Below are 24,318 nucleotides of genomic sequence, written 5' to 3'. Positions count from 1 at the left end.
ATCCAGGGCTATGCTGCCAAAGCTCTTGCCGGGAATTATCTTAAAGGTTCTTGCAGGCCCGGTTGATGAGGAGCTTGATGAGGAGCTTGATGAGGAGCTTGACGGTAAGCTTGATGAGGAGCCTGACGGGGAGCTTGAAGAAGAAGCCGTGGTTTCTGTTCCCTCACCGGCCGGCCCGGCTTTTTGTGTGCATCCAGGCAGAGCGAAACTCAAGAGCAGCAGGCATAAGATGCAGATCATAAGGCAGGCGCCTGCCGAGGGTCTTGTGTTGCTGGTATTCAAGTTTTTCGCCTCCTTTTGTCATTCTATCGACATAGATGAATTTTGCCAGAGAGGGGCCTGTTCCTGCCTGTCTAGAGATTAGCAGGGCTTGCCGCGCCACAGGGAAGGTTGCTGAAAGTGGGGACGGCAGGCTTCTGGCTCCCCGATTTCCACAAATAACAGTGGTATGAGACTGCATTGTCGCATTCGTCCCAGAGCAGCTCGTCATCGACGGCCACGCGGGTTTCCCCGTTCTCGGGGTAAGGATTCTCAGGCGTCACCGCGCGGGCGGCCTTCTGAGCCGCCGTGCCTTTTGACGCCGGAGTCATATTGTACACGTACCCTTTCACGTTCGTGTAATCGGAGGGCATCCCGCCCGGGAGCGAGTACCACCCGTCCTGGCTGCTGTTCCATCCCATGTTGAGATGGAAGGTCCCGGTGGAGTCGTTATAGCCGTCGCAGACAATGCAGTGCCCTCCCGAGAAATTACCCTGGTCGTTGACCTCGCTTATGGCCATCACCACGGGGTGGCCTGTTGAAGCCTTGAGATCGTTGACGAGGTATGAGGTATCCAGGGTGTCATTTACTCCGAAGCTTATGGTTTTCGGCTCATTGTAGCCGAACCTGGTCATGGTCTTGCCCACCTGAAGCGTGTAGGCTGTTGAGTTTTTGCTCGTGTAGTTCATCTTTGCAGCCACGCCCAAGGCGAAACAGAGCTTCGCCTTGGTATCGCCGTCGGGCGTTCCATTGTTGTAGTTGAGGCCCGAGAAACTCGCCGAGGAAGCGGTTATGGCAATTTCTCTGGTTTTTGTCGTATAGTTGTCAGCGGCGGTGAAAGTGATTGCAGTGGGCACCTTCCAGTAATTGAGGACCTGGCTGTAAGCAGTCGCCACGCACCCGGTAATGCACTGGACTTCAGTTTCCGGATCCATGGGACAGAGCTTGTTGTAAGGGGACCTCTGGCCCCAGGTGGGATCGGTGAGGAGGGGGCCGTAAACTGCCCGCCCGGTTTCTGCCGCCCATTTCCCCGACAGGGAGCTTTCCCAGAGTGCCCTGTTTTTCTGGCTTAGCGACGGGGGGATCGTGGCTTTCTGCTGAAGAGCCGAGAGCCTCAATGTGATGTCGGAGCGGATCATTTTCACCAGCGCAAGTGAAGAAGCGCTGTGCGTGGAGAATGGCGAAGTAAATGAATAGGCCAGCACGGGAGGCAGCACGTCGGCGCTGCATGCAGGGACTATGACATAGCCCGCGGGGCTGAGCCGGAAAGCATAGGCGAGCGTTACTCCTCCAATCCCTGAAATGGGCTCCACTGATATGATGGCGCAGTATTTCGGTCCGTGTGAGGCCAGGAAGGTCTCCGCCACTTTCCTTGCAGTATCCCCGTCGATTCCCTGGGGTACCGAGAGAGGTCGCACGCTCCTCGCCGCCCCGGTGGAAAAGCTCCAGACCGGTCCGGGCACAAGCGTTCCATCGGCCTGTACCGCTTCAACCTGCCAGTTATATGCCTGGTCCTGCTCCAGCCAATCGTCTATGGCGGTTTCCATGGTGATGTCCTGAGTGGCTTCCTGTCCTTCGCTCACCATTACCTGCTCGCGGTCATCACTGTATTCCCTGCATGTCGCCTCTATAGTCTGCTGTCCCGCGGGAACCCCTGTGAGGGTATAGTTCCCCTGGGCATCCGTGGTGGTCTTCAGGGTGCCTATGGAGACGCTCGCGTTACTGAGGGGTTCGAGGGAGTCGCAGTCAACGACTGCGCCCTTGACGACGTTTCCTCCCGCCGTGCCTTCTCCCGAACCCGACCATGAAAGGGGCGCTACGCTGTTCTGGCCGCCGCTGCAGCAACCGGAATTCAGGCACAGGGCGCACAGAAGCATTATAGTCACGAACATGGAAGCTTTTACTGCGTTGATTTTCTTTGTGGGCATGGAACCAAGCTCCTTTTTGATGATATGCAAGACAAGTACATAGACCAGACGGCAAGCCATGAGGCAGAAATCATCTCACCGCCATACCCGGAATAAGTATTAGTGCGCTATTATGCTCCTCTTTTCCTTCCTCCTTTCCTGGAAAGCGATTCTGATGTCAATAAGACCGGCTCCTCCTCAATTTCTCCCTGCTCCCCGGTTTTATTATAAGGTTTCACTGTGAAGGCACGGTGAAGTCTCCGTGAAGACTTGATGAAGAAGGAGCTGAAGGTAAGGAGGATTATTGAGAGAAATATTACGGAACAAGGGAAATACTGCGCTCCGGGTCTCACCGCCGGTGGGCAGGCCCGATTCAGGCTGAAGGACGGGTTAGAGAAAAAATGTTTCTATTGAAGGCGCCGGCCGGAACTGTGGAAAACGGGGAGCTTTACGGCCACACGGTATTTAACGGAAAAATGATTGTCTGGAAACAATTCTGGTGGCATTTCCTCACCATGCGCGGCTGGAAGGACATCACGCCTCCATGGTGGGGCAGAAGCCATGCGAAGCTGGGTACCGTGAGAAAAGTGCTTCATATTTACCATGGCACCCTTTATGACATGCTCTTTCTTACGCCGGTGCTGCGGGCGTATGCGAATCAACATCCCGTTGTGATGCAGGTGGTGGATACAAGTAAAAAAGGAGCAGGGCTTCTTGAAGCCAACCCCTGGATATCGAAAATCACCGTGCAGAAGAACAAGGCAGGCTATCGTTTTGTGGACGAGTTCGACGACGTGCTGAAATATGACGGCATCGAGTCAGTATACCGCGGGAGCGAGCTCAATAATATCTACGATCTCATGGCGGGATGGGCAGGGATCGAGCTGGATGATCACGAGAAAAGGCCTGAAATCTTTCTCCGCTTGAATGAATCAAGATCTGCCGATGAGCTTCTCTTGTCGTGGGGTTTCAGAAAAAATGAACAGTATATAGTTATTGAGTATGATACCACCCCGAAAATCCGCACCTTTCCGCCCGAAACTCTGTTTGACCTTGCAAAGAGACTGGCAGGTGAAGGGCATAAGGTCATTCTATTCGGCTACACCGGCCTGGGCCGGAGGGGGGCAGTGAAGTGCGGCAGGTGCGGCAGAAGGAGCTTTATAGACCTCCCTGAAGGAATCAGCAGTGCCATCGTCAAGTGCAGATGCGGAATGCCCTGCAAGGGGCGGAGAGCCGAAAGCGGCTTTCCCGGCCTCTTCTTCATAGATAATGAAAAGGTGGGAGGGAGGACTGTTGCCTCGATCATCTCCCGGGCAGAAGCCTTCATAGGCCCTGATTCCTGGGGGCTCCACGTGGCGGCAGGCTTTGACAGGCCTTCCCTGGGGGTATTCTTCTCAACCGATGGCGATCTCAGTACGAGATATTATAAGAAAACCAGGTGCATGCAGATAGATGCACCCTGCGGGCCGTGCTTTCAGCATGGAGTGGATATATGCAGAAAACGTAACCAGGAAGGCTATTCTCTCTGCGCGGACAAGGTGACTGCCGATGAGCTTTACGGCGAGTTCATCAAGGTCATGGAGGGAGACTTCCAGAAAGGCACCACGCCTTTCAAGCCCTTGGCAAGCCGGGACTGCCCGGTGTGCGGGGGGACCGGGAGGAGATTCATCTCAAGGAAAAAATGGCTCTGCTATTACGAATGCCTTAACTGCACGGTGATTTACACCGATGGTGAGGCAGAGGAGCCTCTCTATACTCTGGGCTATTTTGACAAATACCATGAAAGGATCAACGAGAGCGGGCAGCGGTACGTGGCCAGGATTCTCCACAGGAATTTTTTCAAGGCCGGCGCCCTTGCGCTCGACGTGGGCTGCGGCACGGCTCATACGCTTGATGAGCTTCGGCGCCAGGGGTGGGGAGTCGAAGGGATCGATCCCTCCCGGGCCGCCATAGAGGAGAGTGAAAAGAGATACCCCCGCCTCGCGGGAAAACTCCACCGGCAGCCCTTTGAGCACTTTGAAGCCGATAAGGAATTCACCCTCGTATGGATGAACAAGGTTTTCGAGCGTTTCCACGAGCCCCGGGAAATTTTCAGCCAGGTTCACGCTCTTCTCGGGGAGGCAGGGGTATTCTCGCTGCAGTCTTACGATGGCGACGTGTGGAGAAAGAACAATTTATCGACCCACTGGGACGGCGTGAATACTTCCTATGCGGGCGAGCATTCGATAATCCCCAATGAGCGCTCTCTGAAGCAGCTCGCCGAAGACTGCGGCTTCGAGTTTATCGGGAGAGAAAAGCAGTATGACCCGGACTGCCTTTTTGCAAGCTTCAGGAAATGCGCACCAAATGTTAACTTTTCATGGAAAATGAGCTTAATCTCGCCTCTCAGTTAACAAAAGGTTAATTGACTTCAGCTTTTTCCTGCCCTATAATGAAAAGAGAGAATGGAGGGGAAAATACATTCTCCGGAGGTGACATATGGCTGAAGAAGAGGGTGGAAAAGAGATAGAGCAGATCATCAAGATGGAGATGGAGGCCCGGAAAGTCCGCTTTGAAGGGTTGCAGGGGATCAACAAGGCGAACAAGGAAGGCTTTGCGGTGGCCAACGAGTCGGCCCAGAAGGCAAGCGAATCAAGGACCGCAGCGGCTTTCAAGCGCTCGGCGAGCGACGGGGTCGATCTCTCAAAGGAGACGCAAAAGAGCATGGGGGGCTAAAAGCACTGCCTCAGCGAAAAGGATTCTCAAGGGACGGGTTTCACCGTCCCTTTGCCTTTTCAAGCTCCTTTGCCTTGTCGGGCAGTTGGGGGTCATAATAGACCAGGACCTTGTCGCCCGATGCGGGCCGCCACGAGGAAGGCGTATATTTCGTCGAGGGTGACGTGATGAAAAACCTGTTCTGCGTCCCTCCCGAGCCCGCCTCCTGGAGCAGGAGGCTGTTTTTGTTTATGACACCCATAATCTGCCCTTCAAAGGCAACGAGTGCCCCCTTCTTCACCGGCTTCCTGTTGAAAGGCTCCAGGGTGGGGTAGGGAACGGTGCCGGGCTTCCTTGAAAGCCTTGGAATGGTGACGGAGACCACAGGGGTGGCATTGAAAGTCACCTTCAGGGGGCTCAGGATTATCGGCGTAGGGAACGACACGGGGGTGCCCGCCTTGAAATCAAGGGCCACGAATTTTCCTTGGCCGGCCTTTGCCGTTTCCTCCCATTCGGCGGCGAATCGTCCCCTCTCGGTATCGCAGTATATGGTGTTGATGAGCACTTTCTTCTCCCTGGCATCCTCGCAGACCTGGGGGATGCTGATGAAGGGATCCTGCTGCACGCTCTCGTTCCCTGCGACAAAGATGGTGCGCAGCGTTTCTTTCCTGGTGCTCCACGAGAGCTCGGTAATCGAATAATGGAGCACCCTCGCCACGTACTCGGCACCGCCGTTGCAGCGCAGGTTGGCGAGCTTGTCATAAATGGTGTCCAGATCGGTGGTGAAATCAGATTCAAGCCTTACCCAGCCGGAATCGGAGCCGTATGAGGGTGTCCCGTAAGAGAGGAGCGCTATGCGGAGCGTAGGCTTCTGCTTGAGGCCCTTTATCTCCCTGGCGATGTCCATGAGCTTCTGCTTGGCCTGGGCAATGAGCATCTCCATGCTGCTGCTCGTGTCGAGGCAGAATACCAGATCCACGTGCTTTGCCCCGGTCTTGAAGGTCTGCTCGGTGACGGTGGAAATGACGGCGCCTCCAAAGGTGGTGGGCTTCGGTGAGGGTCTTATCGCCACGATACTGGGGGATTTCGTGGGCTTCGTGAGGCCTCCCGGAGAAGGCGTCGGTGGGGCGATCGCAATGCTTGCCGGTGAAGGCGAGGGCCTGACGAGAACGCTGTATCCCTCGTAGGCAGGTCCCCCTCCGCCAGGAGCGCCGGCCGGCTTCTTTACGCAGCCCGCCGGGAGAAGGAGGAGGCTTGAAATCAGAATTATCAGCGAAAAATGGATTTTTTTCAGCAAGGCCTTGTCCATGGAAGTCCCCCCCGCGTCTGACTAATGATCATTACTTGCTAGTTTCTCGTGAGCCTCTTGTACTTGATCCGGTGATGCTCCGCCGCAGCGGCCCCAAGGCGGGCAATCTTTTTTTCCTCGTAATCGGAAAAGTTGCCGTCAAACCAGTAGGCCTGGCTGTCGCCCTCGAAGGCCAGGATATGGGTGGCCACCCTGTCCAGGAACCAGCGGTCATGGCTTATCACGACGGCGCATCCGGCGAAGTTTTCCAGGGCCTCCTCAAGGGCTCTCAGAGTGTTCACATCCAGGTCATTAGTGGGCTCATCGAGGAGGATGACGTTGGCGCCCGATTTCAGGAGCCGCGCAAGGTGCACCCTGTTGCGCTCTCCGCCTGAGAGCATGCCCACCTTTTTCTGCTGGTCCTGGCCTGTGAAGTTGAAACGCGCCACATAGGCCCTTGAATTCACCTGCTGTTTCCCCAGGTCAATCAATTCTTTTCCGTCAGAGATGCATTCCCATATGGTCTTGTCCGGCTCGAGCTCATCGCGGGTCTGGTCAACATAGGCAAGCTTTACCGTCTCACCGATCCTTATGGTTCCCGAGTCAGGCTTTTCGATGCCCATGAACATCTTGAAGAGAGTCGTTTTCCCCGCGCCGTTGACTCCAATTATTCCTATGATACCCCCGGGGGGAAGGGAAAAGGTCACATGCTCCATGAGGAGCCTTTCATCAAAGCCCTTGCTCACGTCGCTGCACTCAATCACCACGTTGCCGAGGCGGGGACCGTTGGGGATAAAGATCTCCAGGTCCCGGCTTCGCTTTTCACTGTCCTCTCCCAGCAGCTTTTCATAGGCGCTGATACGGGCCCTCGATTTTGCCTGCCGGGCCCTGGGGGACATCCTGATCCACTCAAGCTCTCTCTGGAGGGTCTTTTTCCGGTCGCTCTCCGCCTTGTCCTCAACACGAAGGCGGTTCTCCTTCTGCTCAAGCCACGAGGAGTAATTCCCTTTCCATGGGATACCGTGACCCCTGTCGAGCTCCAGGATCCATCCCGCCACGTTGTCCAGGAAATAGCGGTCATGGGTGACGGCAATGATGGTGCCCTCGTATTCCTGCAGGTGGCGCTCAAGCCAGCCCACTGACTCGGCGTCAAGGTGGTTTGTAGGCTCGTCAAGAAGCAGAATGTCGGGTTTTGTGAGCAGGAGCCTGCAGAGGGCCACGCGCCTGCGCTCTCCGCCCGAGAGGACTTTTACGGGTGTGTCGCCGGGGGGGCAGCCCAGGGCATCCATGGCCTGCTCCAGGCGAGAATCCAGGTTCCACCCGTCGAGGGCTTCTATTTTCTCCTGGAGCTGGCCCTGCTTTTCAATGAGGCTGTTCATCTCGTCGTCACTTATGTCTTCGCCCAGGCGATCACTTATCCGCTCATACTCTTTCACGGCATCGGCAGTTTCCTTGAGGCCCTCCTCGACGACCTGGCGGATAGTGAGGGAGTCGTCAAGCCCGGGCTCCTGGGGGAGGAATCCCACCGAATATCCCGGCGAAAAGGTCACTTCGCCGTTATACTCGGTATCGACGCCGGCGATGATTCGCAGCAGGGTGCTCTTGCCGGCCCCGTTGAGGCCCAGCACCCCTATCTTGGCGCCGTAGAAAAAGGAAAGAGAAATGTCCCTTATGACGGGCTTCTTGTCGTAGAACTTGTTCACTCTCACCATTGAGAATATGACTTTATAGGGCTCGTTGCTCATTAGTCGTGCTCCTTCCTCGAAAAGGCCTGCTCCATAAGAGATTCTTTGCCCTTTCCCTCTCTCCTCCAGGGCATCTGCCGGTAATGTGGGGACTAGTACTTGTTGACGAAGACCAGCGTGGTGCTGTCCGAGACCACGTCGTTCTTCCCCTCGAGCATCCCTGTGAAGTAAATGACAAGCGAGGTAAAGACAAGCCCTGCGCCAAGGCCCAGAAGAACCCAGGCCGATCCCACGATGTCGGCAATCCATCCCCCCGCGAAGATGGAAAGGGGAATGGTGCCGAAAGCCACCGTGAGGATAATGCCGAAGATCCTGCCCAGGATGTTTTCGGGGAAGCTTGACTGGATATAGGACACGATACGGACCTCGGTGATGGTGCCGCAGAAGCCGATGGCGGCCATTGCGAGGAAAGAGAGGGAGAGAAACCTGCTCACGCCGACGGTGAGCACCGCGAGGGCAATTGCAATATTTGAATAGTAAAGAAAGAATTTCAAGTGCCTGAACCGGTTGAAAGAATTTATCATGATTGATGCAAGGAGCTTTCCTGCCGTGAGGGTCATGATGAAAGCCCCGAAGATCTGAGTCTTGTTGAAGAAGGTGAGATCCAGGAACTTCCGCTCGGAGATCTCAGGAAGAAGTATGGGAAGGGGATAGTAAGTGAAATTGACGGCGATGCAGCAGAGCAGAATGGCCTTGAGGGGCGAGTTCTGCCATATGAGCTTGATACCTTCCTTTACGTCCTCCATGAGGTTATCAGAGGATTCGCATTTTTCCTTCTCCTGACTCACTCTCATGAGCATGATGCAGAAGGCCGAGATGAAAAAGGTGATGCCGTCGGCGATGAAGGCGGTCCAGGCGCCCCACTGCGTGATAAGGAGAGCGCCAAGAGCCGGGCCTATGATGCCGCCAATCTGTATGGTTGTTCTTGCTACGGCGTTGGCGCTGTTGAGATCCTCGCGCTTCACGAAGTCCGGTATGATGGCCATCTCGGCAGGCTGGAAAAATGCCGTGCCAAGGGAGATGAGGACCGCCACGAGGTAGAGGTGCCAGGCCTGGAGGCAGTGAAAATATATGCAGAGAGGGATGATGAAGCAGCCAAGGCCCCTGAGCACGTCGGTGAGGATCATGATCCGCACCTTGCCGACGCGGTCGGTGATGGCTCCCGCCCACAGGCCCACGATGAGGCCCGGGAGGGCCTGGCAGATCCCCGTGATTGCCATCGTCGTGTTCTTTCCCGTGAGCTCCCTTACCAGGAGCAGGAGGGCCACGTAGCTTATGAAGGAGCCGATGCGCGACGTGAGCTGCCCCACCCAGAAGATGAAGAGGGTCCTGTTTCTGAACAGTATCCAGTTTTTCACGAGAGGCACTATATTTCCCATGACGAACCTATTATAGTAAAATAAAAAATTTTGTAAAGAGCCTTGAGCACCATCACATGTTAAAAGAATGTTAAATCACGCGCAGATGATGGTGTTTAAAAAACACAATATGGAGCGTAAAGATGGCTTTCTTTTTTAAGCCTTACCGGGCTGATACCATCGGCCTTATCACTACTTACCGCTGCCCGTTTTCCTGCCGGCACTGCCTTTATTGCTCGTCACCCCAGAGAGAAGATGAGATCAGCAATGAAGCCCTTTCCACTATAATATCAGAGGCATCCCTTGCCCTGGGAGAGGCGGGGGTGCACATCGGGGGCGGTGAGCCCCTTCTGAATGAGCATATGGTTGAATATGCCGTGAAAGCTCTCAACAAGACAAGGCTTGTCCTCGAGTATCTCGAGACCAATGGCTTCCCGTTGAGGATTGACACCGAAGGAAGGCTTCAAAGGCTTAAGGCCATGGGCATCCCCATGCTGCTGCTGAGCATAAGCCCCTTTCACAATGAGTTTATAAGCGCTCACGAGGTGGAGAGGATCTTTCACTCCATCATCAAGGTTTTCGGATACGAGGGGATTTTCCCCTGGCATCCCGGCTATTTCCCGTTCCTCCGGCGTGTCGATCCAGAACGCCCCGTGCCGCTTGAGGAGTACTTCGGCGCCTTTTCGCCGCAGGAGATCCGCCTGCAGCTTGAGTCCCTCATTTACCTTCATCCTTCAGGGAGGGCAGCCTACTTTTTTGCCCGGTACCTGCCCACTTTCAGGGCGGAGCATTTTTTCCGGCATCCCTGCGGCGAAGCCCTCAAGTCGCCAGTCCATGTGCATGTGGATTACAGGGGGGCCTACCTCCCGGGATTCTGTGCGGGGCTTTCCCTTGGAGAGGGTGCTGCCTTCCAGCTTGAAAAGCTTTACGGTGAAGGCATCGACCTTGCTCTCTACCCGGTGCTGGAGCTTATTGTGAGGGAGGGGCTTGAGGGGCTTTACCGTCATGGGCTCTCACAGGGGTATGAGCCCATAGCGGGCGGATATGTCTCGGCATGCCACCTCTGTATTGACCTGAGAATCCACCTGTATAACGGGGGATACCGGGGCGCCGAGCTCTATCCCCGTTTTTTTTATGATGAGTTAAGCCATCAAAGCCTGGCCGCCCGCATTGGGAAAGCTTCCGAAAGCCTGTCCTGAATCAATCGGCATACACAATGTCAATGTGAAGCTCCACGTCGGGGTGGAGGCTCTGCCTTACAGGGCATGCCTTTGCCGTCTGCTCCAGCTTTGTACGCGCTGCAGGCGAAAGGGCTGATCCGCGGGGGATTGTCACCGTGGCATGGAGAGAGCCTATACGCCTTACGGGCGCTGCAGCCATCTCCTTTTTCACATGGACCTTCGCTCCCCTTATGTCCAGGCTGTTGCGCTGGGCAACAAGGCCCATAATGGTGAGGATGCATGAGCCAAGGGCAGTGCCTACCAGATCGGTGGGAGAGAAGAGCTCTCCCTTGCCTCCATTGTCCACCGGGGCGTCGGTCATAAAAGATGACCCTGAAGGAAGATGGACGGCCCTGCAGTGAAGGTCGCCCTCGTAAAAGATATCCACCTCGACGGCCATGAGCTCCTCCCCTATGACTTGGAATTGACAATCTCCAGCTGCCTGTCCTGGATCTGGTCCAGCGTGACCATGGCTTTTTCGGCCATTTTGAAGCCTTCGGCGACATCCTTGAGGTCATTGGACTTGAGGTAGTTCCCTATCCTCGCGACGCCTTCATTGAAGTTCCTGAACTCCTGGTGCTGCTTGTCAGCAAGCTCCTTTTCCTCGCCTTCAAGCTTCCCCACGAGGTGCTTGCCGGCCTCGGTGTCCCAGAGGGCCACACCGATTGAGGCGATATTCTGAATCTTGGCATGGGTTTTCTTGAATTCCTCGAGAGGAATGGTGCCTGACTGTATCTTCTCGCAGATGTCCCTCAGCACATTGAGGGTCTTTGCCTCTTCAATGGGGATTTTTCCCATTTTCCCCGGGGTGCGGACCTCGCCCGCCACGGCATTGATGGCGAGGGCGTCATCATCGAGAGGAAGCTTCTTGCCGCACTCCTCGCACATTGTGTGGTCCTGGGGATTCTTGTGGCCGCAGGCCTTGCACGTAATTTCCCTGATATTCTTTATCTTGTCCCAGAAGGAGCCCTGTTCCTCTTCCGCCATAGTGCCACCTCTCTCTTTGAAAAATCTGGCAATCCTGTAATTCCCCGGGAGTCGCAGGACTGCTCATATAAAAAACAAACCCCGGGGTACCCGGGGTTTGTATTCAGCACCTGAGGGAGTATTTCCTTTAAAGTCCTCCTCCACCGCCCTTGAGCATGTCGGTGAGGCCCGAGAGCATCCCTGAGCCGCCGCCCTGTCCGCCGCCGCCCATCATGTTCTTCAGTTTCTCTATCGGTTTCATAAGCATCTCGCCGATACCTTTAAGCATCTCCATGGGGCCGCCGCCGCCGCCACCGCCGCCAATTCCGCCTATTGATCCCATGATAATTGACCTCCTTGTAGTCATTCTGCTTTACTTTCATTATCACATGGATTTCTCTCCCGGTAAAGACCTCTTTATTGCTATTTTGTAAAAATAAGCACTTTTTTGTAAACTTTTTATTCCAGCATGTTCACATGGGGACCCTGGCGGCCCACCTGACGCTTTCCTCGGTGAAATGCAGGCTCTTTACGGCGGTCTTGAGAGCCCTCTGGTTGTCATGGGAAATATCTCCCACGAGGTAGGTGATATCCCTTTCTGCCAGTGAGCGCTCGCCTTCCCGCATGATTCTCTGGGTGGCCCTCTTTCCCCAGTAGGCGGGGTCGATGGCCAGGTCGTAGATATAGCCTATCCGGTCTCCCGTCATTGAGTCGCAGGCATTCAGCTTGTACATCAGATAGCCTATGGGCTTTTCCGCGGCCCTGTCCTCTATGATGAAGGCGGTAAAGAGGTCATTCTCATCGAGTTTCAGCTCCATGTAAGCCTTCATGTAGCGGACCATGATCTCGCCGCGGGGCATGTCCCGGCCGGGGGGAATTGTGAAGGAGCCGCAGCTCTGGTTGAGAAGTATGACGAACATAAGGTCGCCCTGCACGGCCTTTCGTACCACGAAGGGGTCGGGATCGGGCACCGTGATGACAAGGCGCTCCGCTTTCTTGATGATCCGGTGCATTTCCATCCTGAAGCCCATGGACTCGAAGAGCTCCAGGCCTTTCCTGTCGGCAGGGGCAACCTCAACGATGGCATAGGGAACACCCCGCTCTTTTATCACCTCCAGGGCCCTGCCGTAGAGAAGCTCCATCATATCACGGCCTCTTCCGGCATCAGAGAAGGCATAATCGTAGAGCAGGGCCTGCCGCTCTCCTGTGATTGTCTCAACAAGGTTCAGCAGCACCATGAGATAGCCTGCGGGCTCTCCCCCTGAAATGGCCATGAAGACCCTGAGATCGGGATCATTGCCAAGGAAATGTCCCCGCTCCCTCATCATTCTCACCGCATAAGCCCTGTGCTCCTCTTCGGCATGGGCCCTTACCGGTGAGGGGAAGTACTCCTTTCTGCAGTAAAGGGAGATGATTGCTTCCAGGTCGCCTGCAACGGCATCCCTTACGGTGATCTCTTCCCTGTGGTCGGCCATTTGTGCAATGCTCCTTCCCTGTGACCGCTGTGGCGCAGAGGGCCGGTCATCTCTTGACAAGGTTTCTTTCCTGGCCGATTCTTTCCCTTTTTCACCCTTGAGGGAGAATATCCCTGAAGGTCTTTCAAGGTTTTTCTCAAATCTATAGCATAAGACAATGGAGCAGCAAGGAGGAACCATGGGGAGTCCCCTGAAAATCGGGTTATGCCAGATCAGGATAGCCGGCGAAAAGCAGGCAAATATCAGCAAGGCCATTCATATGGTGAGGGAGGCCGCAGAAGAGGGATGCTCCCTGGTGGTGCTTCCCGAGCTGTTCAACTGTCCCCTCGAGCCCGAGCTTTTCCACTCTTTTGCCGAGAGCTACCCCGGCGGTGAGACGCTGGAAGCGCTCTCCGGCGCCGCTTCAGATGAAAGGGTAGTCCTTGTGGGAGGGTCCATCCCCGAGACAGACGGCAAAGGGAGCCTCTATAACGCCAGTTTCATCTTTGACGAGAGGGGAATGCTCCTTGGGAGGCACAGGAAGGTCCACCTCTTTGACGTGGACATAAAAGGGGGCATCACCTTCAAGGAATCAGACACCATCAGCGCGGGAAATGAGATCACCGTGGTGCGCACCGATTTCGCCACCCTCGGCGTGGCCATATGCTATGATGTGCGCTTTCCCGAGTTTTCGAGAGCGATGGTGATGAGAGGCGCCGAGATCCTTGTCTTCCCTGCAGCCTTCAACAGCACTACGGGGCCTGCCCACTGGGAGATCCTTATGAGGGCGAGGGCCGTGGACAACCAGGTCTATGTGCTGGCTGCCTCTCCCGCGGCAGGAGGAAAGTCATCCTATAAGTATTACGGCCACTCAATGGCCGTTGACCCCTGGGGATCGGTCCTCACGGAGGCAGGGGCGGAAGAGACTCTCGTGATCTGTGAGATAGATATTGAGCGCGTTTACAAGGTGAGACGGGAGCTTCCCCTTCTCCGCCATATGCGCAGGAAGATCTACGAGGGGGCCTCGGATGCCAGCGAGCAGCGCCGCTTTTACTGAGGGCTAAAGGGAGGCGAGGCAGCAGTCAAGTGATTCAATGAAGCGGTCCATCTCCTCGAGCGTATTGTAGAAATGGGGCGAGACTCGAAGCAGGCCCTCGCGGAGTGCAATGTACACTTTGTGTTTTGTGAGCTCCTGGAAAATGTGCTCAGGTTTTTCGACGCGGAAAGTGACTATACCGGCTCTCCTGTGAAGTTCCTCCGGGGTGATGACCTCAATGCCCCGCTCCTTGAGGCCGGAAATGAGCCTCCCCGTGTTTTCAAGAATCCTCTTCTCCCTCAGCTCTTCTCCCACGCTGTTCAGAAGCTCCACGGATCGGAGCAGGCCCAGGGCGCCGATGAAATTCTGCGTTCCCCCCTCGTAGCGCCGGGCCGAGGGAAGCCACTTGAGCTGGTAGCCGAAAAAGTCCCATGAGTTCTCAACGGCAAGCCACCCGGCAAAAACAGGATCAAGCCCCTCGAGAAGGGGGGCGCTCATGTAAATGAATCCCGTCCCCATAGGGCCCATAAGCCACTTCTGGCCGCCGCAGGAAATGAAGTCAATGTGCATCTTCTCCACATTTATCGGCACGGCACCGGCGCTCTGAATGGCATCCACGCAGAAGACGATGCCCCTCTCCCTCAGGAGCCTGCCCATGGCGGCAAGGTCGTGCCTGAAGCCAGTGAGGAATTCCACATGGCTTACTGAAAGGAGGCGCGTGCGGGGAGTGAGTGCCCTTTCCACCTCCTCGATGGTGAAGCAGTTCCCTTTTTCCCTTGCAAAGTCAATTTCAATACCCCGGCGCTTCAGGTTAAGAAAGGGATAGATATTGGCGGGAAATTCCCTTTCAAAGAGGAGGACCCTGTCACCGGCTTTGAGAGGGAGGCTCTCTGCCAGTATGTTAAGGCCTTCCGAGGTATTTTTCACAAGGGCAACCAGGTCGGGAGGCGCCCCGATGAGCTGCGCTATCTGCAAGCGTGCTGCTTCCACCTTTTCCATCAGTGACGGGTAAAGGTCCACGTTGTCGCTGAAGGTCCGCGCCCTGATAAAATTCTTCATTTCCTTCGCCACTCTTGTGGAATAGGGGGAAACGGCGGCATGGTTGAGATAGAGGCTTTTCCCTGCCACGGGGAAAAGCTTCCTGATCCTGCTGATGAGGGCGATTTCATTGACGGCCATGGTGAGTGCTCCCTGGAAATCCTGATCTAGATTATAGCATACCTTGAAGGTGATAAGAAGGCGACAGAGAAAATTAAATGCCATATGGAACAGTTAAGAATTCTCATCATAGACAATGAAGAGAATATCATAAGGTCCCTGCGGGATATCCTGACAAAGGAAGGCTATTCCGTCGAATCGGCAACACACGGCACCGAGGGCATCGGCAAGGCAGCTGAGCATCCCTATGATGTGGTCTTTCTGGACCTGAAGCTCCCTGACATGAGCGGTGTTGACGTGCTGAGAAGACTCAATGAGATTAACGGATCCCTCTATGTGATTATCCTTACAGGCTACGCCACCATGGATTCGGCAACGGCCACCATAGGCCTGGGCGCCTATGATTATATCCTCAAGCCGGTTGAGCCCGACCATGTGAGGGTCGTGGTAAGGAGTGTGCTGAAACGGAAAGATATAGAGAAGAGAATTATTGAAAAAAGCAAGAAGCCCGGCGTTCTTTTCGTTGAGCCCTGCGAGAGCGCCTTCGGCCAGATAAAGGATCTTCTTGCCGGGGAAGGCATCCAGGCAACAATCGCCTGCTCCTCCGATGAAGCCATCCAGGTCCTCCAGAAGGAATCCTGGATTACCACGATTGTATATGACATCGACCTCAACAAGACCGATGCCACTGAGTTTCTCATCAGCCTGAAAGCTCTCAACCCCGCTTATACCTTTATCCCCATCACTTCTAAGCCGGTGGTGAAAGAGGCAATCAGGCTTATGAAGGAGGGGGCCTGTGATTACCTTATCAAGCCCGCGAACCCGGAAGACATTTATGACGTCCTTATAAGGGCATGGCGGAGCCAGAACCTGAACTTCAAGAACAGGCAGCTCATTTATGAGCTGCAGAAGCTCTATGAGGACCTTGAAATATCCTCAGAGTACATGGAAAATATCATCCACTCGGTGAATGACATCCTTATTGTGACCGACAACGAGGGAAAGATAACCATGGTGAGCAGCGCCACCTGGAGCCTGCTGGGCTATAAGGAGGATGATCTCAAGAGAGAGCATATCAGCAGGGTCATCGGCGGGGATTTCGGCGATTTCTTAAGCGTAAGAGACGAGATGAAGAGGGCAGGCTCCATAAAGAATATCGAGAAAAGCCTCATTACAAGATACGGGGAAAGGATCCCCGTCATCTTCTCGGGCTCTGTCATAAAGACGAGTTATGGAAGGATCTACGGGATGATCTTCGTGGCCGTCGATATAAGCGAGAGAAAAAAAGTGGAGGAGACCCTGCGCAAGGCCAAGGAGGATGCTGAGCTCGCGAGCCGGGCAAAAAGCCAGTTCCTGGCCAACATGTCCCACGAGATAAGGACACCTCTCAATGCCGTGATAGGCTTTGCCTCCCTTCTCAAGGAGACTGTCCTCGATACCGCCCAGGTCGATTATGTGAATACCATCAAGAAGAGCAGCGAGGTGCTCCTCTCCCTTATCAATGACATCCTGGACGTCTCCAAGATAGAGGCCCGGGAGATTCACCTTGAGCATATTGATTTCAACCTGGAGCTTGTCGTGGAGAATGTCCTGAAGATAATAAGGCCCAGGATAAAGAGCAGCATCATAGAAATCTTCTATGTCTATGACGACGAGGCACCGCGCTTTTTCGTAGGCGATCCCACAAGGATATACCAGATTCTTTTCAACCTGCTGAGCAACTCCCTCAAGTTCACTGAGCGGGGTGAAATATCGGTGAGGATTGCCGTGGAGCCCCAGCAGCCCATGCAGGGAGAGAAGAAAAGGGCCATGGTAAAGGTGTCAGTCCATGACACGGGAATCGGGATTCCTCCCGACAAGATGGACCGGATCTTCGATCTCTTTGTGCAGGTTGACAGCTCAACGACAAGAAAGTACGGCGGAACGGGCCTTGGCTTGGCTATTACCAAGGCTTTTATCGAGATGATGGGGGGCCATATCGAGGTGCGCTCCACTGTGGGCGAAGGCAGCGAGTTCGTCTTCACGCTCGACCTGGAGCTTTCCTCTTCAGCGTCAATAAAGAACCTTGCCGCTGACCTGATATCCTTTCTCAAAGGGCATAAAGTGGCGGTCCTGGACGATTATGCGAATGCCCGCAAAGTGATCGTTGACCTCTGCAGGAGCTTTCAGATGGAAGTGCTTCTCTCCTCATCGTCCCCCCATGAGGTTCTCGGCTGGCTTGAGATGACGGAGGTGCTCCCCGAGGTGGTCATTACCGACATCATGATGCCGGAGATGAACGGTTTCGAGTTTGCCAGGAAAGTAAGGGAGCTGCCGGCGCTCAGCCAGATCAGGCTTGTTGCCCTCTCTGCGGAAACAGTCATTGACAAGGCGGCAATGGAGGATTTTGATGCGAGCCTTGCAAAGCCTGTGCTCAGGCTGGAGCTTGCGAGAGCTCTGAAAAGAGTGCTGGCCTCGCCACTCTTGGAAGTGGCGCTGCCAAGAGCGGAGAAACCTGCTCAGGCTTCGAGCGGCCTCAGGTTCCTCATCGCCGAGGATAATGCCGTAAGCCGCAAATTCGTCACCCTTGCCCTGAAAAAGCTTGGATGTGCCTTTGACGCCGTGGAAAACGGCCGGGAGGTCGTTGACAAACTCAGGGAAGGTACCTATGACCTGATCCTTATGGACGTGCAGATGCCGGTGATGAGCGGTATTGAGGCGACAGAGATGATCCGCAGGGAACTGCACAGCGATATTCCCATCATCGCCCTCACGGCATCGGCGATGATAGAGGATGAAAAGCGCTGTATCGAGGCGGGGATGAACGATTTCCTCTCAAAGCCTGTCGATATAGAGAAATTGCGGGCCATGATGGAAAAGTGGCTGAAAATGATCTCCACCGGCTCTTCTTAGTCTTCCCAGCTGCTTGCCCTTTCCACGGCCTTCTTCCAGCCTTTGTAGAGCCTCTCGCGCATATCAGGCTCCATGGCGGGCTCAAAGCGCCTGTCAAGCTTCCAGTGCGCCGCGAGCTCTTCGCGGTTTTTCCAGAGCCCTACTGCGAGGCCTGCAAGGTACGCCGCGCCAAGCGCCGTTGTCTCCGTGAGCCTGGGGCGCTCAACGGGAACTCCGAGGATGTCGGACTGGAACTGCATGAGCAGGTTGTTTCCCACGGCTCCCCCGTCAACCTTGAGGGCCTTCAGCGTGATGCCTGAGTCGGCCTCCATGGCTCCCAGCACATCCCTTGTCTGGTATGCCAGGGACTCGAGGGTTGCCCTTACGATATGCTCTTTTCCTGTGCCTCTCGTGAGCCCCAGGACGGCTCCCCGGGCCTTCATATCCCAGTAGGGGGCGCCAAGGCCCACAAAGGCGGGCACCACATAGACTCCCTCTGAGTCCCTGACTTTCCCCGCATAAAACTCGGAGTCCGCTGCGGTGTCTATCATCTTCATCGCATCCCTGAGCCACTGTATGGCGGCCCCGGCAATGAATATGCTCCCTTCCAGGGCATACTCCACCACCCCGTCAAGGCCCCACGCAATGGTGGTGAGGAGGCCTGACTGCGAGTCATAGAGCTCCTGCCCCGTGTTAAGAAGCATAAAGCAGCCAGTGCCGTAAGTGTTTTTTGCCATTCCCGGCTGAAAGCATGCCTGCCCGAAGAGGGCTGCCTGCTGATCGCCGGCATCGCCTGCGAGGGGGATGGAAGTGCCGAAAAAGACCGAAGGGGATGTAGTGCCGTACACCTCGCTTGACGGCCGCACTTCAGGGAGCATGGCAACGGGAACGCCCAGTATCGAGAGGATCTCCTCATCCCACTTTTTTGTCCTGATGTTGTACATGAGGGTCCGGGAGGCATTGGAGTAATCGGTTACATGGAGTTTCCCCCCCGAGAGCTTCCAGAGGAGCCATGTATCAATGGTGCCGAAGAGGAGCTCCCCTCTCTCGGCCCGAGCCCTTGCCCCTTCAATGGTGTCCAGGAGCCATTTTGCCTTGGTCCCCGAGAAGTAGGCGTCTATCACGAGCCCCGTCTTGTGCTTGAAAATACCGGCGAGGTTCTGGGACTTGAGGCTGTCGCAGATATCGGCCGTTCTCCTGCACTGCCATACTATGGCGTTGTGGATTGGCTTCCCGGTCTCTTTATCCCATATCACCGTGGTCTCGCGCTGGTTGGTTATCCCTATTGCGGCGATGTCACGGGGCTCAATTCCTGCCTGGGCCACGGCCTCTGCGGCGACGCCCAGCTGGGTGCTCCAGATCTCCTCTGCGTTGTGCTCCACCCACCCCGGCTTTGGGAATATCTGGGTGAACTCCTTCTGGGCCGAGGCTACGGGGAGAGCGTTCCCATCGAACACGATAGCCCTCGAGCTTGTAGTTCCCTGGTCAAGGGAGAGAATATAATGTCCTGCCATCTGTGGTGCCTCCTTGAAAAGTTTCAGAGCAGTCCCAGGAGCCTTGCAAGGCCGAAGGCTATCGAGGCCCCGACGAGGGGCCCCACTACGGGGACCCACGAGTAGCCCCAGTCGGAGGTGCCCTTCCCCGCGATGGGGAGCACTGCATGGGCAAGGCGCGGGCCAAGGTCTCTTGCGGGATTTATGGCATATCCTGTCGGGCCTCCAAGGGAGAGGCCGATGCCCCAGACAAGCATGCCCACCATGTAGGGGCCGAAGCCGGCCGCCAGGGTTCCCACGGGCTTTGAAAAGATTGCGAATACCAGGAAGACCAGCAGAATGGTGCCCATGGTCTCGCAGATGAGGTTAAGGGGAAGCTTTCTTATCGCGGGGGTCGTGCAGAATACGGAGAGCTTTGCTCCCTGGTCCTCGGTGACCTCCCAGTGGGGGAGGAAATAAAGCCAGACAAAGCACCCGCCGGCAAAGGCGCCGGCGATCTGAGCGAGCATGGTGAGAAGGGCGGTACCGGGATCATACAAGCCGTTGAACATCTTGGCGAGCGTGACTGCGGGGTTGATGTCGGCCTGCACCGAGCCTGTGGCCTGGGCGGCGAAGATGCCCATGATGACGCCCATGGCCCACCCGGTGACAATCACCATCCAGCCGGCGTTCTCCGCCTTGGATTTTTTCAGCAGGCAGTTGGCGACGACACCGTCGCCGAAAATGATAAGGATCATGGTCCCGATAAACTCGCCGGTAAAGGGGCTGCTCATAGGGTTCTCCTCCTGGCGCGATTAGTGCTGAATGGCCGGCCTGTCAGAGTGCCGCTCCTGGAAACCAGCCGAGCATGGAAAATTCGCCGGGGGTGACGTGAGCACCTTTTATCTGGCTTCAGGTCTCCTTTCAGGTGCTTCAGGCCTGAGAAGGGCCGTCATATTATTACAGCTCTTCATGTTCCCCCGAAGGCGGCAGGCACTCCCTTTTGCTCTCCCACCATGGCAGGCTCACCCCGCACTTCTCCTTGAAGAACTGGAAGGTCCGCACGCTGATGGCTACAAGGAGAAAAAGGATGACAGCCATCAGCGCAAGGTCCACTGCCGTAACGAAATAGGTGGCTCCCGATACGAGAATGGACCTGATGCCCCACACGCCCAGCACAAGGGCGCCGGAGTTCACGATCAATTCACTGAGGGGTCTCATGAACACGGCATAGGAGGCCGCCGCAGCCACGAGGAGCACGAGGAGCACCGAGAGGACCTTGAGGTAGAGGGGGCGGTGGAGCGATATTCTCTCCACGTAAAGGTATCTGCAGCGCTCGCTTGGGCCGCTGACCTTCTGAGGATCGATATCGAGGGGCTTTTTCATGCTCAGGCGCGCCAGGTGCTCGCTGAGCTGCACGTAGACACGGCCCTTTACCTGGTCGGCCGTTGCCGTTTCAATTGTTCCGTCGGGGTAAACACCCTGCATCAGTATGCCAAGATCGAAGTCATAGGAATCGAAAGGATAGCGCAAAGGCTGCCCGCGGACGGGGAGCTGTATGGTCTGTGAAGAGCAGAACTCGTTGCTGGGGAAGTCCGCATAAGCAGAGGGGGGAAGGTCGCCCTGCGCCGAAATGTTGAGAATGGAAAAAAGCACGACCCTCCCGTTCCATTCTGGCTTCTTGAGGAAATCCCGCCTGATGGAGACCCGCAGAATCAGGACCTGCTCGAGCTCGTCAATGGAAGCGATGTCGATGCGCACGTGGAAGTGCTCGGGCGATTCGGCTGCTGCCTCAGTAGAAGGTATGGTGAATATATGGCCCTGAGGAGAGCCCAGGATGTCCTCAAAGGCGCTCGAGAGGATAAAGGGGAGCATTGCCACCACAAAGAGAAGCAGGGTGCCTATGGCAAAAAGTGCCACCTGGTGACGTTTCTTTACCCTTTCACCCTCCGCCATCGAGAGCCTCCTCACCTGTGCTGACCAAGGAGAGGCTGTGATATTTCCCCTCCGGCATATAAAGAATTATACCAGAAAGCTCTCTGAGGAGCAAGAATCATGGGGGACAATCAGGCGACTCTCAAGGTGCCGGGAGGGCGGGGTAAGGCTCAGTTATACTGGAGCACCATGACGGTGATGTCATCAGACTGTTCCGCCTTTCCCGCAAAGGCCTGCACATCCTGCGCGACAGCCTGGACAAGATACATTGAACCTGCGCTGAAGTGGTCCTTTACAATCTTGCAAAGCCTGTCATTGGAATAGAGCTCTGCCGACACATTGAAAGCCTCTGTCACGCCGTCAGTGTACAATACAAGCCGGTCATTCCTCTTGAAGGTAATGGCCTCATTCCTGAAAGCGGCGTCTTCATCAATTCCCACGGCCTCGCAGCCTGCTCCCCCGAGGAAGCCCACCTCGCCGGATTCCCTGACCAGAAGGGGCTTGTTATGGCCGCCGTTTGAATAGATCATTTCCCCGCTTCTTACATCCAGCAGGGCGCAGAAGATCGTGACAAACATGCATGAATCGTTGTCAATGGAGATTTCCTTGTTCACCCTGTCGAGGATGACCTGGGGATCGCGGCATTCATAGGCAATGGTCCTTATGAAAGTGCACACCTTGGCCATGAGGAGCGCAGCGGGGACTCCCTTTCCCGCCACGTCGCCTATTACCATAAGAAGGTGGCTCCCGTCGATGAAGAAAAAGTCAAAAAAGTCTCCGCCCACGGCCCTGGCAGGCTTCATGAAGGCGTAAATGTCACATTCCGGCCTCTCGGGGAAAGGGGGGAATTTTTTGGGAAGCATGCCCATCTGGATCTCGTGGGCCACCTTGAGCTCGCTTTCCATCCTCTCCTTGGCCGCCGTGGTCTCGGTAAGCTCTTTTATGTAATTCTTGAGGCTGTCGCGCATGGAGATAAAGCGATCGGTGAGCTGGCCCACCTCGTCCTTGGAGGCAAGGGGAACAAGCTCAAAGTCCAGGTTCCCCCTGGCAACCTCACCGGTCCTCTGGGCAAGCACGCGGAGAGGCTTTGTGATGGTGCGGGCTACGAGAATGGTCACCACGAGCAGTAGAGCGCATCCTGCAAAGAACAGTGTGAATACTTTCCGGGCCAGCTCAAGGATCCTGCTCATAAGCTCCCTGTTATTGAACACCATGCCCAGGGACCATCCCGTGGAGCCCAGGGGGGCATACATAAGGCTTGCGTATTGCTTTGTGTGAGAATCAAAAAAGCCCCGGGGTTTTTCAGAGGCCTCCCTGAGCATATCTCTTCCAAGATCGCTCAGCTCTGGAGATGAGAGCTCCTCGGGAAGGGAGAACAGCGACTCTTTCATCGCCAGCCTCTCATCGGGATGGAAAATGAATGTGCCTTTGCCTGAAATGAGAAAACTGTAGCTGTTGCCTCCTGCCTTCATGGAGGAAATAATCTCCTGGAGAGGGGCGAGTGAAACTTCGGCGGCAGCGACTCCCTCGAACTGCCTTGTGCCTTTCATGGTGAGGTAAAAAGGCACCGAATAGGTGGCCATGACGGCTCTGCCCCCGGGGGAGCCGTAGGGCTCGCTCCAGGAGGGTGTGCCCCGCTCCCGGGGCATCCTGTACCATTCCTCCCGGGAGAGCTTTTCAGGGCTCTCTTTGCTTTCGGCGAAGCGGGACCGGTCTTTGCCGTAACTGACAAAGCTGCCCGCACCTGCTCTGCCGTTCCCTGATGCGACGGCAAAGCCCGTAATCGCCCCTGAGCTCCCGGCAGCGGTTTTCAGGAGGTCCCTGACCTGAGGGCTGTCAGGGCGGGAGTGCTCAAGAAAAGAAGCGAGGCTCTGGGTCGTTCTCTCGATGGGAAGAAGCTCGGACTCCATTTTATAGAGACATGCTGATGTGCTGTATTTTGCGACATCTATGAGTTCCATCTGCAGAAGGATCCACGAGTAGATGAAGCTGATTATGAATATCCCCATCACAATAAGGGAAGTGAAGAGGAGAATGGAGAAGGAGAGCTTGAAGGCAATGCCAAGGTTCCTCATACCTTCACTCTATTCAATAAAGCATGAAAATCCCCTCGCTTCACCGGCTCATGTTTTCCCGCCAGTTCTGCTCAATTCCTTACCGGATCATGGCTATTCCGATGGATTCGCCATTCCCGGGGTTCTTGCCAATTTTTTCACCATGCAGTATAATTCCATTAGGGAAACCTAAAAAATATTTGAGGCATGTAAAATGAAATCAGAGAGCACCGATGAATATGTTGAATCCCTTTACAAGCTGGGCAATGAAGGCACTCCGGCGACGCTGAAGAGGCTTGCCACAGACCTCAGGCTTTCACCTGGAGCGGTATGTGAAAAGGTGAGGAAGCTCATCAAGGAGGGCCTTGCAAGCCAGGACAGGAAAAAAGAAATCACCCTGACCACAGAGGGGAACATGCGGGCCATCGACATCATAAGGAAGCACCGGCTCGCGGAGAAGTTTCTTGTGGACGTCCTCGGCATCCCCTGGGATGAGGTCCATGAAGACGCCTGCAGGTTTGAGCACATCCTGTCCGACCGTGTGGCCGATGCCCTCGAGGAGTTCCTTAAGCACCCGGCCTATTGCCCTCATGGCCATCCCATCCCTGACAGGCATGGAATCATAAAGCAGGAAAAGCACCTGAAGCTCTCGGAGCTCTCCTCCGATGATTCAGCGGAGGTCATGAAAGTGGCCGAGCACTCGCCGGGCCTCCTCCAGTACCTCGCCACGCTGGGCCTTATACCCCATGCAAGGATTCACATAGACCAGGTGGCGCCTTTTAACGGTGCTTTCCTTGTGAAGATAGGAGGGGCATGCTATGCCCTGGGAAAAGAGATAGCCGACAACATCTGGGTAAGGAAGATTGAAGAAAAGGCAGGCGCCTGAAAACACGGCAAAGGAT

The 24,318-nt window shown here is 55.3% G+C and carries 20 protein-coding genes; 7 read left to right on the top strand and 13 right to left on the bottom strand.

The features are described from left to right. Positions 1 to 10 precede the first annotated feature (10 nt). Positions 11 to 364, top strand: coding sequence for a hypothetical protein (locus tag RDV48_00240; GenBank protein ID MDQ7821196.1), 354 nt, complete (start codon positions 11 to 13; stop codon positions 362 to 364). On the opposite strand, the gene RDV48_00235 is transcribed toward RDV48_00240, so the two are convergent. Next, on the bottom strand, positions 354 to 2,186 hold the full coding sequence (locus tag RDV48_00235; protein ID MDQ7821195.1) for a C10 family peptidase: 1,833 nt from the start codon (positions 2,184 to 2,186) through the stop codon (positions 354 to 356). The two genes, RDV48_00240 and RDV48_00235, sit on opposite strands and share 11 nt — an antisense overlap. 380 nt (positions 2,187 to 2,566) lie before the next feature. Here RDV48_00235 and RDV48_00230 point away from each other — a divergent pair, with 380 nt between their 5' ends. Both RDV48_00230 and RDV48_00225 read left to right on the top strand, forming a co-directional pair. Beyond that, positions 2,567 to 4,558 (top strand): methyltransferase domain-containing protein, encoded by a 1,992-nt coding sequence (locus RDV48_00230; protein MDQ7821194.1) that lies wholly within the window; start codon positions 2,567 to 2,569, stop codon positions 4,556 to 4,558. Positions 4,559 to 4,643: 85 nt separating this feature from the next. Further along, complete coding sequence (locus RDV48_00225; protein MDQ7821193.1) at positions 4,644 to 4,880, top strand: hypothetical protein; 237 nt, start codon at positions 4,644 to 4,646, stop codon at positions 4,878 to 4,880. Between the two features lie 40 nt (positions 4,881 to 4,920). Here RDV48_00225 and RDV48_00220 read toward each other — a convergent pair whose 3' ends face one another. The 3 genes from RDV48_00220 to RDV48_00210 all read right to left on the bottom strand — a co-directional run bounded on the left by RDV48_00220 (position 4,921) and on the right by RDV48_00210 (position 9,271). Then, positions 4,921 to 6,168, bottom strand: coding sequence for a VWA domain-containing protein (locus RDV48_00220; GenBank protein ID MDQ7821192.1), 1,248 nt, complete (start codon positions 6,166 to 6,168; stop codon positions 4,921 to 4,923). A gap of 38 nt (positions 6,169 to 6,206) precedes the next feature. Further along, the gene (gene ettA, locus RDV48_00215; protein ID MDQ7821191.1) at positions 6,207 to 7,892 is read right to left on the bottom strand and encodes an energy-dependent translational throttle protein EttA; all 1,686 of its coding nucleotides are present in this window, start codon (positions 7,890 to 7,892) and stop codon (positions 6,207 to 6,209) included. A 92-nt stretch (positions 7,893 to 7,984) separates the two neighbouring features. After that, on the bottom strand, positions 7,985 to 9,271 hold the full coding sequence (locus RDV48_00210; GenBank protein ID MDQ7821190.1) for an MFS transporter: 1,287 nt from the start codon (positions 9,269 to 9,271) through the stop codon (positions 7,985 to 7,987). A gap of 122 nt (positions 9,272 to 9,393) precedes the next feature. Between RDV48_00210 and RDV48_00205 the strand changes: the two genes are divergently transcribed. Further along, positions 9,394 to 10,449, top strand: coding sequence for a radical SAM protein (locus tag RDV48_00205; protein ID MDQ7821189.1), 1,056 nt, complete (start codon positions 9,394 to 9,396; stop codon positions 10,447 to 10,449). A 1-nt stretch (position 10,450) separates the two neighbouring features. Here RDV48_00205 and RDV48_00200 read toward each other — a convergent pair whose 3' ends face one another. From RDV48_00200 to RDV48_00185, 4 genes are all read right to left on the bottom strand, one after another. After that, on the bottom strand, positions 10,451 to 10,870 hold the full coding sequence (locus tag RDV48_00200; GenBank protein MDQ7821188.1) for an OsmC family protein: 420 nt from the start codon (positions 10,868 to 10,870) through the stop codon (positions 10,451 to 10,453). A gap of 11 nt (positions 10,871 to 10,881) precedes the next feature. After that, complete coding sequence (locus RDV48_00195) at positions 10,882 to 11,457, bottom strand: hypothetical protein (GenBank protein ID MDQ7821187.1); 576 nt, start codon at positions 11,455 to 11,457, stop codon at positions 10,882 to 10,884. A 127-nt stretch (positions 11,458 to 11,584) separates the two neighbouring features. After that, on the bottom strand, positions 11,585 to 11,779 hold the full coding sequence (locus RDV48_00190; protein MDQ7821186.1) for a hypothetical protein: 195 nt from the start codon (positions 11,777 to 11,779) through the stop codon (positions 11,585 to 11,587). Positions 11,780 to 11,909: 130 nt separating this feature from the next. Then, positions 11,910 to 12,911, bottom strand: a complete 1,002-nt coding sequence (locus RDV48_00185; protein MDQ7821185.1) for a GNAT family N-acetyltransferase — start codon at positions 12,909 to 12,911, stop codon at positions 11,910 to 11,912. A gap of 178 nt (positions 12,912 to 13,089) precedes the next feature. Here RDV48_00185 and RDV48_00180 point away from each other — a divergent pair, with 178 nt between their 5' ends. Then, positions 13,090 to 13,947: a carbon-nitrogen hydrolase family protein gene (locus tag RDV48_00180; GenBank protein MDQ7821184.1), complete on the top strand. Its 858-nt coding sequence runs from the start codon at positions 13,090 to 13,092 to the stop codon at positions 13,945 to 13,947. 3 nt (positions 13,948 to 13,950) lie between these two features. Here the strand turns inward: RDV48_00180 and RDV48_00175 are convergent, their stop codons facing one another. Continuing rightward, entirely contained in the window at positions 13,951 to 15,105 is a 1,155-nt protein-coding gene (locus RDV48_00175) for an aminotransferase class V-fold PLP-dependent enzyme (protein MDQ7821183.1), read from the bottom strand. 84 nt (positions 15,106 to 15,189) lie between these two features. On the opposite strand from RDV48_00175, the gene RDV48_00170 reads away from it, so the two are divergent. Beyond that, positions 15,190 to 17,976 carry a response regulator gene (locus RDV48_00170; protein MDQ7821182.1) on the top strand — a complete coding sequence of 929 codons (2,787 nt, stop codon included), beginning with the start codon at positions 15,190 to 15,192 and terminating at the stop codon, positions 17,974 to 17,976. Here RDV48_00170 and glpK read toward each other — a convergent pair. From glpK to RDV48_00150, 4 genes are all read right to left on the bottom strand, one after another. After that, entirely contained in the window at positions 17,973 to 19,469 is a 1,497-nt protein-coding gene (gene glpK / locus RDV48_00165) for a glycerol kinase GlpK (protein ID MDQ7821181.1), read from the bottom strand. The genes RDV48_00170 and glpK overlap by 4 nt on opposite strands. A 23-nt stretch (positions 19,470 to 19,492) precedes the next feature. Continuing rightward, entirely contained in the window at positions 19,493 to 20,221 is a 729-nt protein-coding gene (locus tag RDV48_00160; protein MDQ7821180.1) for an MIP/aquaporin family protein, read from the bottom strand. A 166-nt stretch (positions 20,222 to 20,387) separates the two neighbouring features. Next, complete coding sequence (locus RDV48_00155) at positions 20,388 to 21,383, bottom strand: hypothetical protein (protein MDQ7821179.1); 996 nt, start codon at positions 21,381 to 21,383, stop codon at positions 20,388 to 20,390. 149 nt (positions 21,384 to 21,532) lie between these two features. Then, complete coding sequence (locus tag RDV48_00150; GenBank protein ID MDQ7821178.1) at positions 21,533 to 23,437, bottom strand: SpoIIE family protein phosphatase; 1,905 nt, start codon at positions 23,435 to 23,437, stop codon at positions 21,533 to 21,535. A gap of 193 nt (positions 23,438 to 23,630) precedes the next feature. On the opposite strand from RDV48_00150, the gene RDV48_00145 reads away from it, so the two are divergent. Beyond that, positions 23,631 to 24,302, top strand: a complete 672-nt coding sequence (locus RDV48_00145; protein MDQ7821177.1) for a metal-dependent transcriptional regulator — start codon at positions 23,631 to 23,633, stop codon at positions 24,300 to 24,302. Positions 24,303 to 24,318 lie beyond the last annotated feature (16 nt).

The sequence above is a fragment of the Candidatus Eremiobacterota bacterium genome, assembly GCA_031082125.1.
Classification (GTDB): domain Bacteria; phylum Vulcanimicrobiota; class CADAWZ01; order CADAWZ01; family Ess09-12; genus Ess09-12.
Note: the sequence above shows the minus strand (reverse complement) of the source record. Positions and strands in the feature narration are given on the sequence as shown.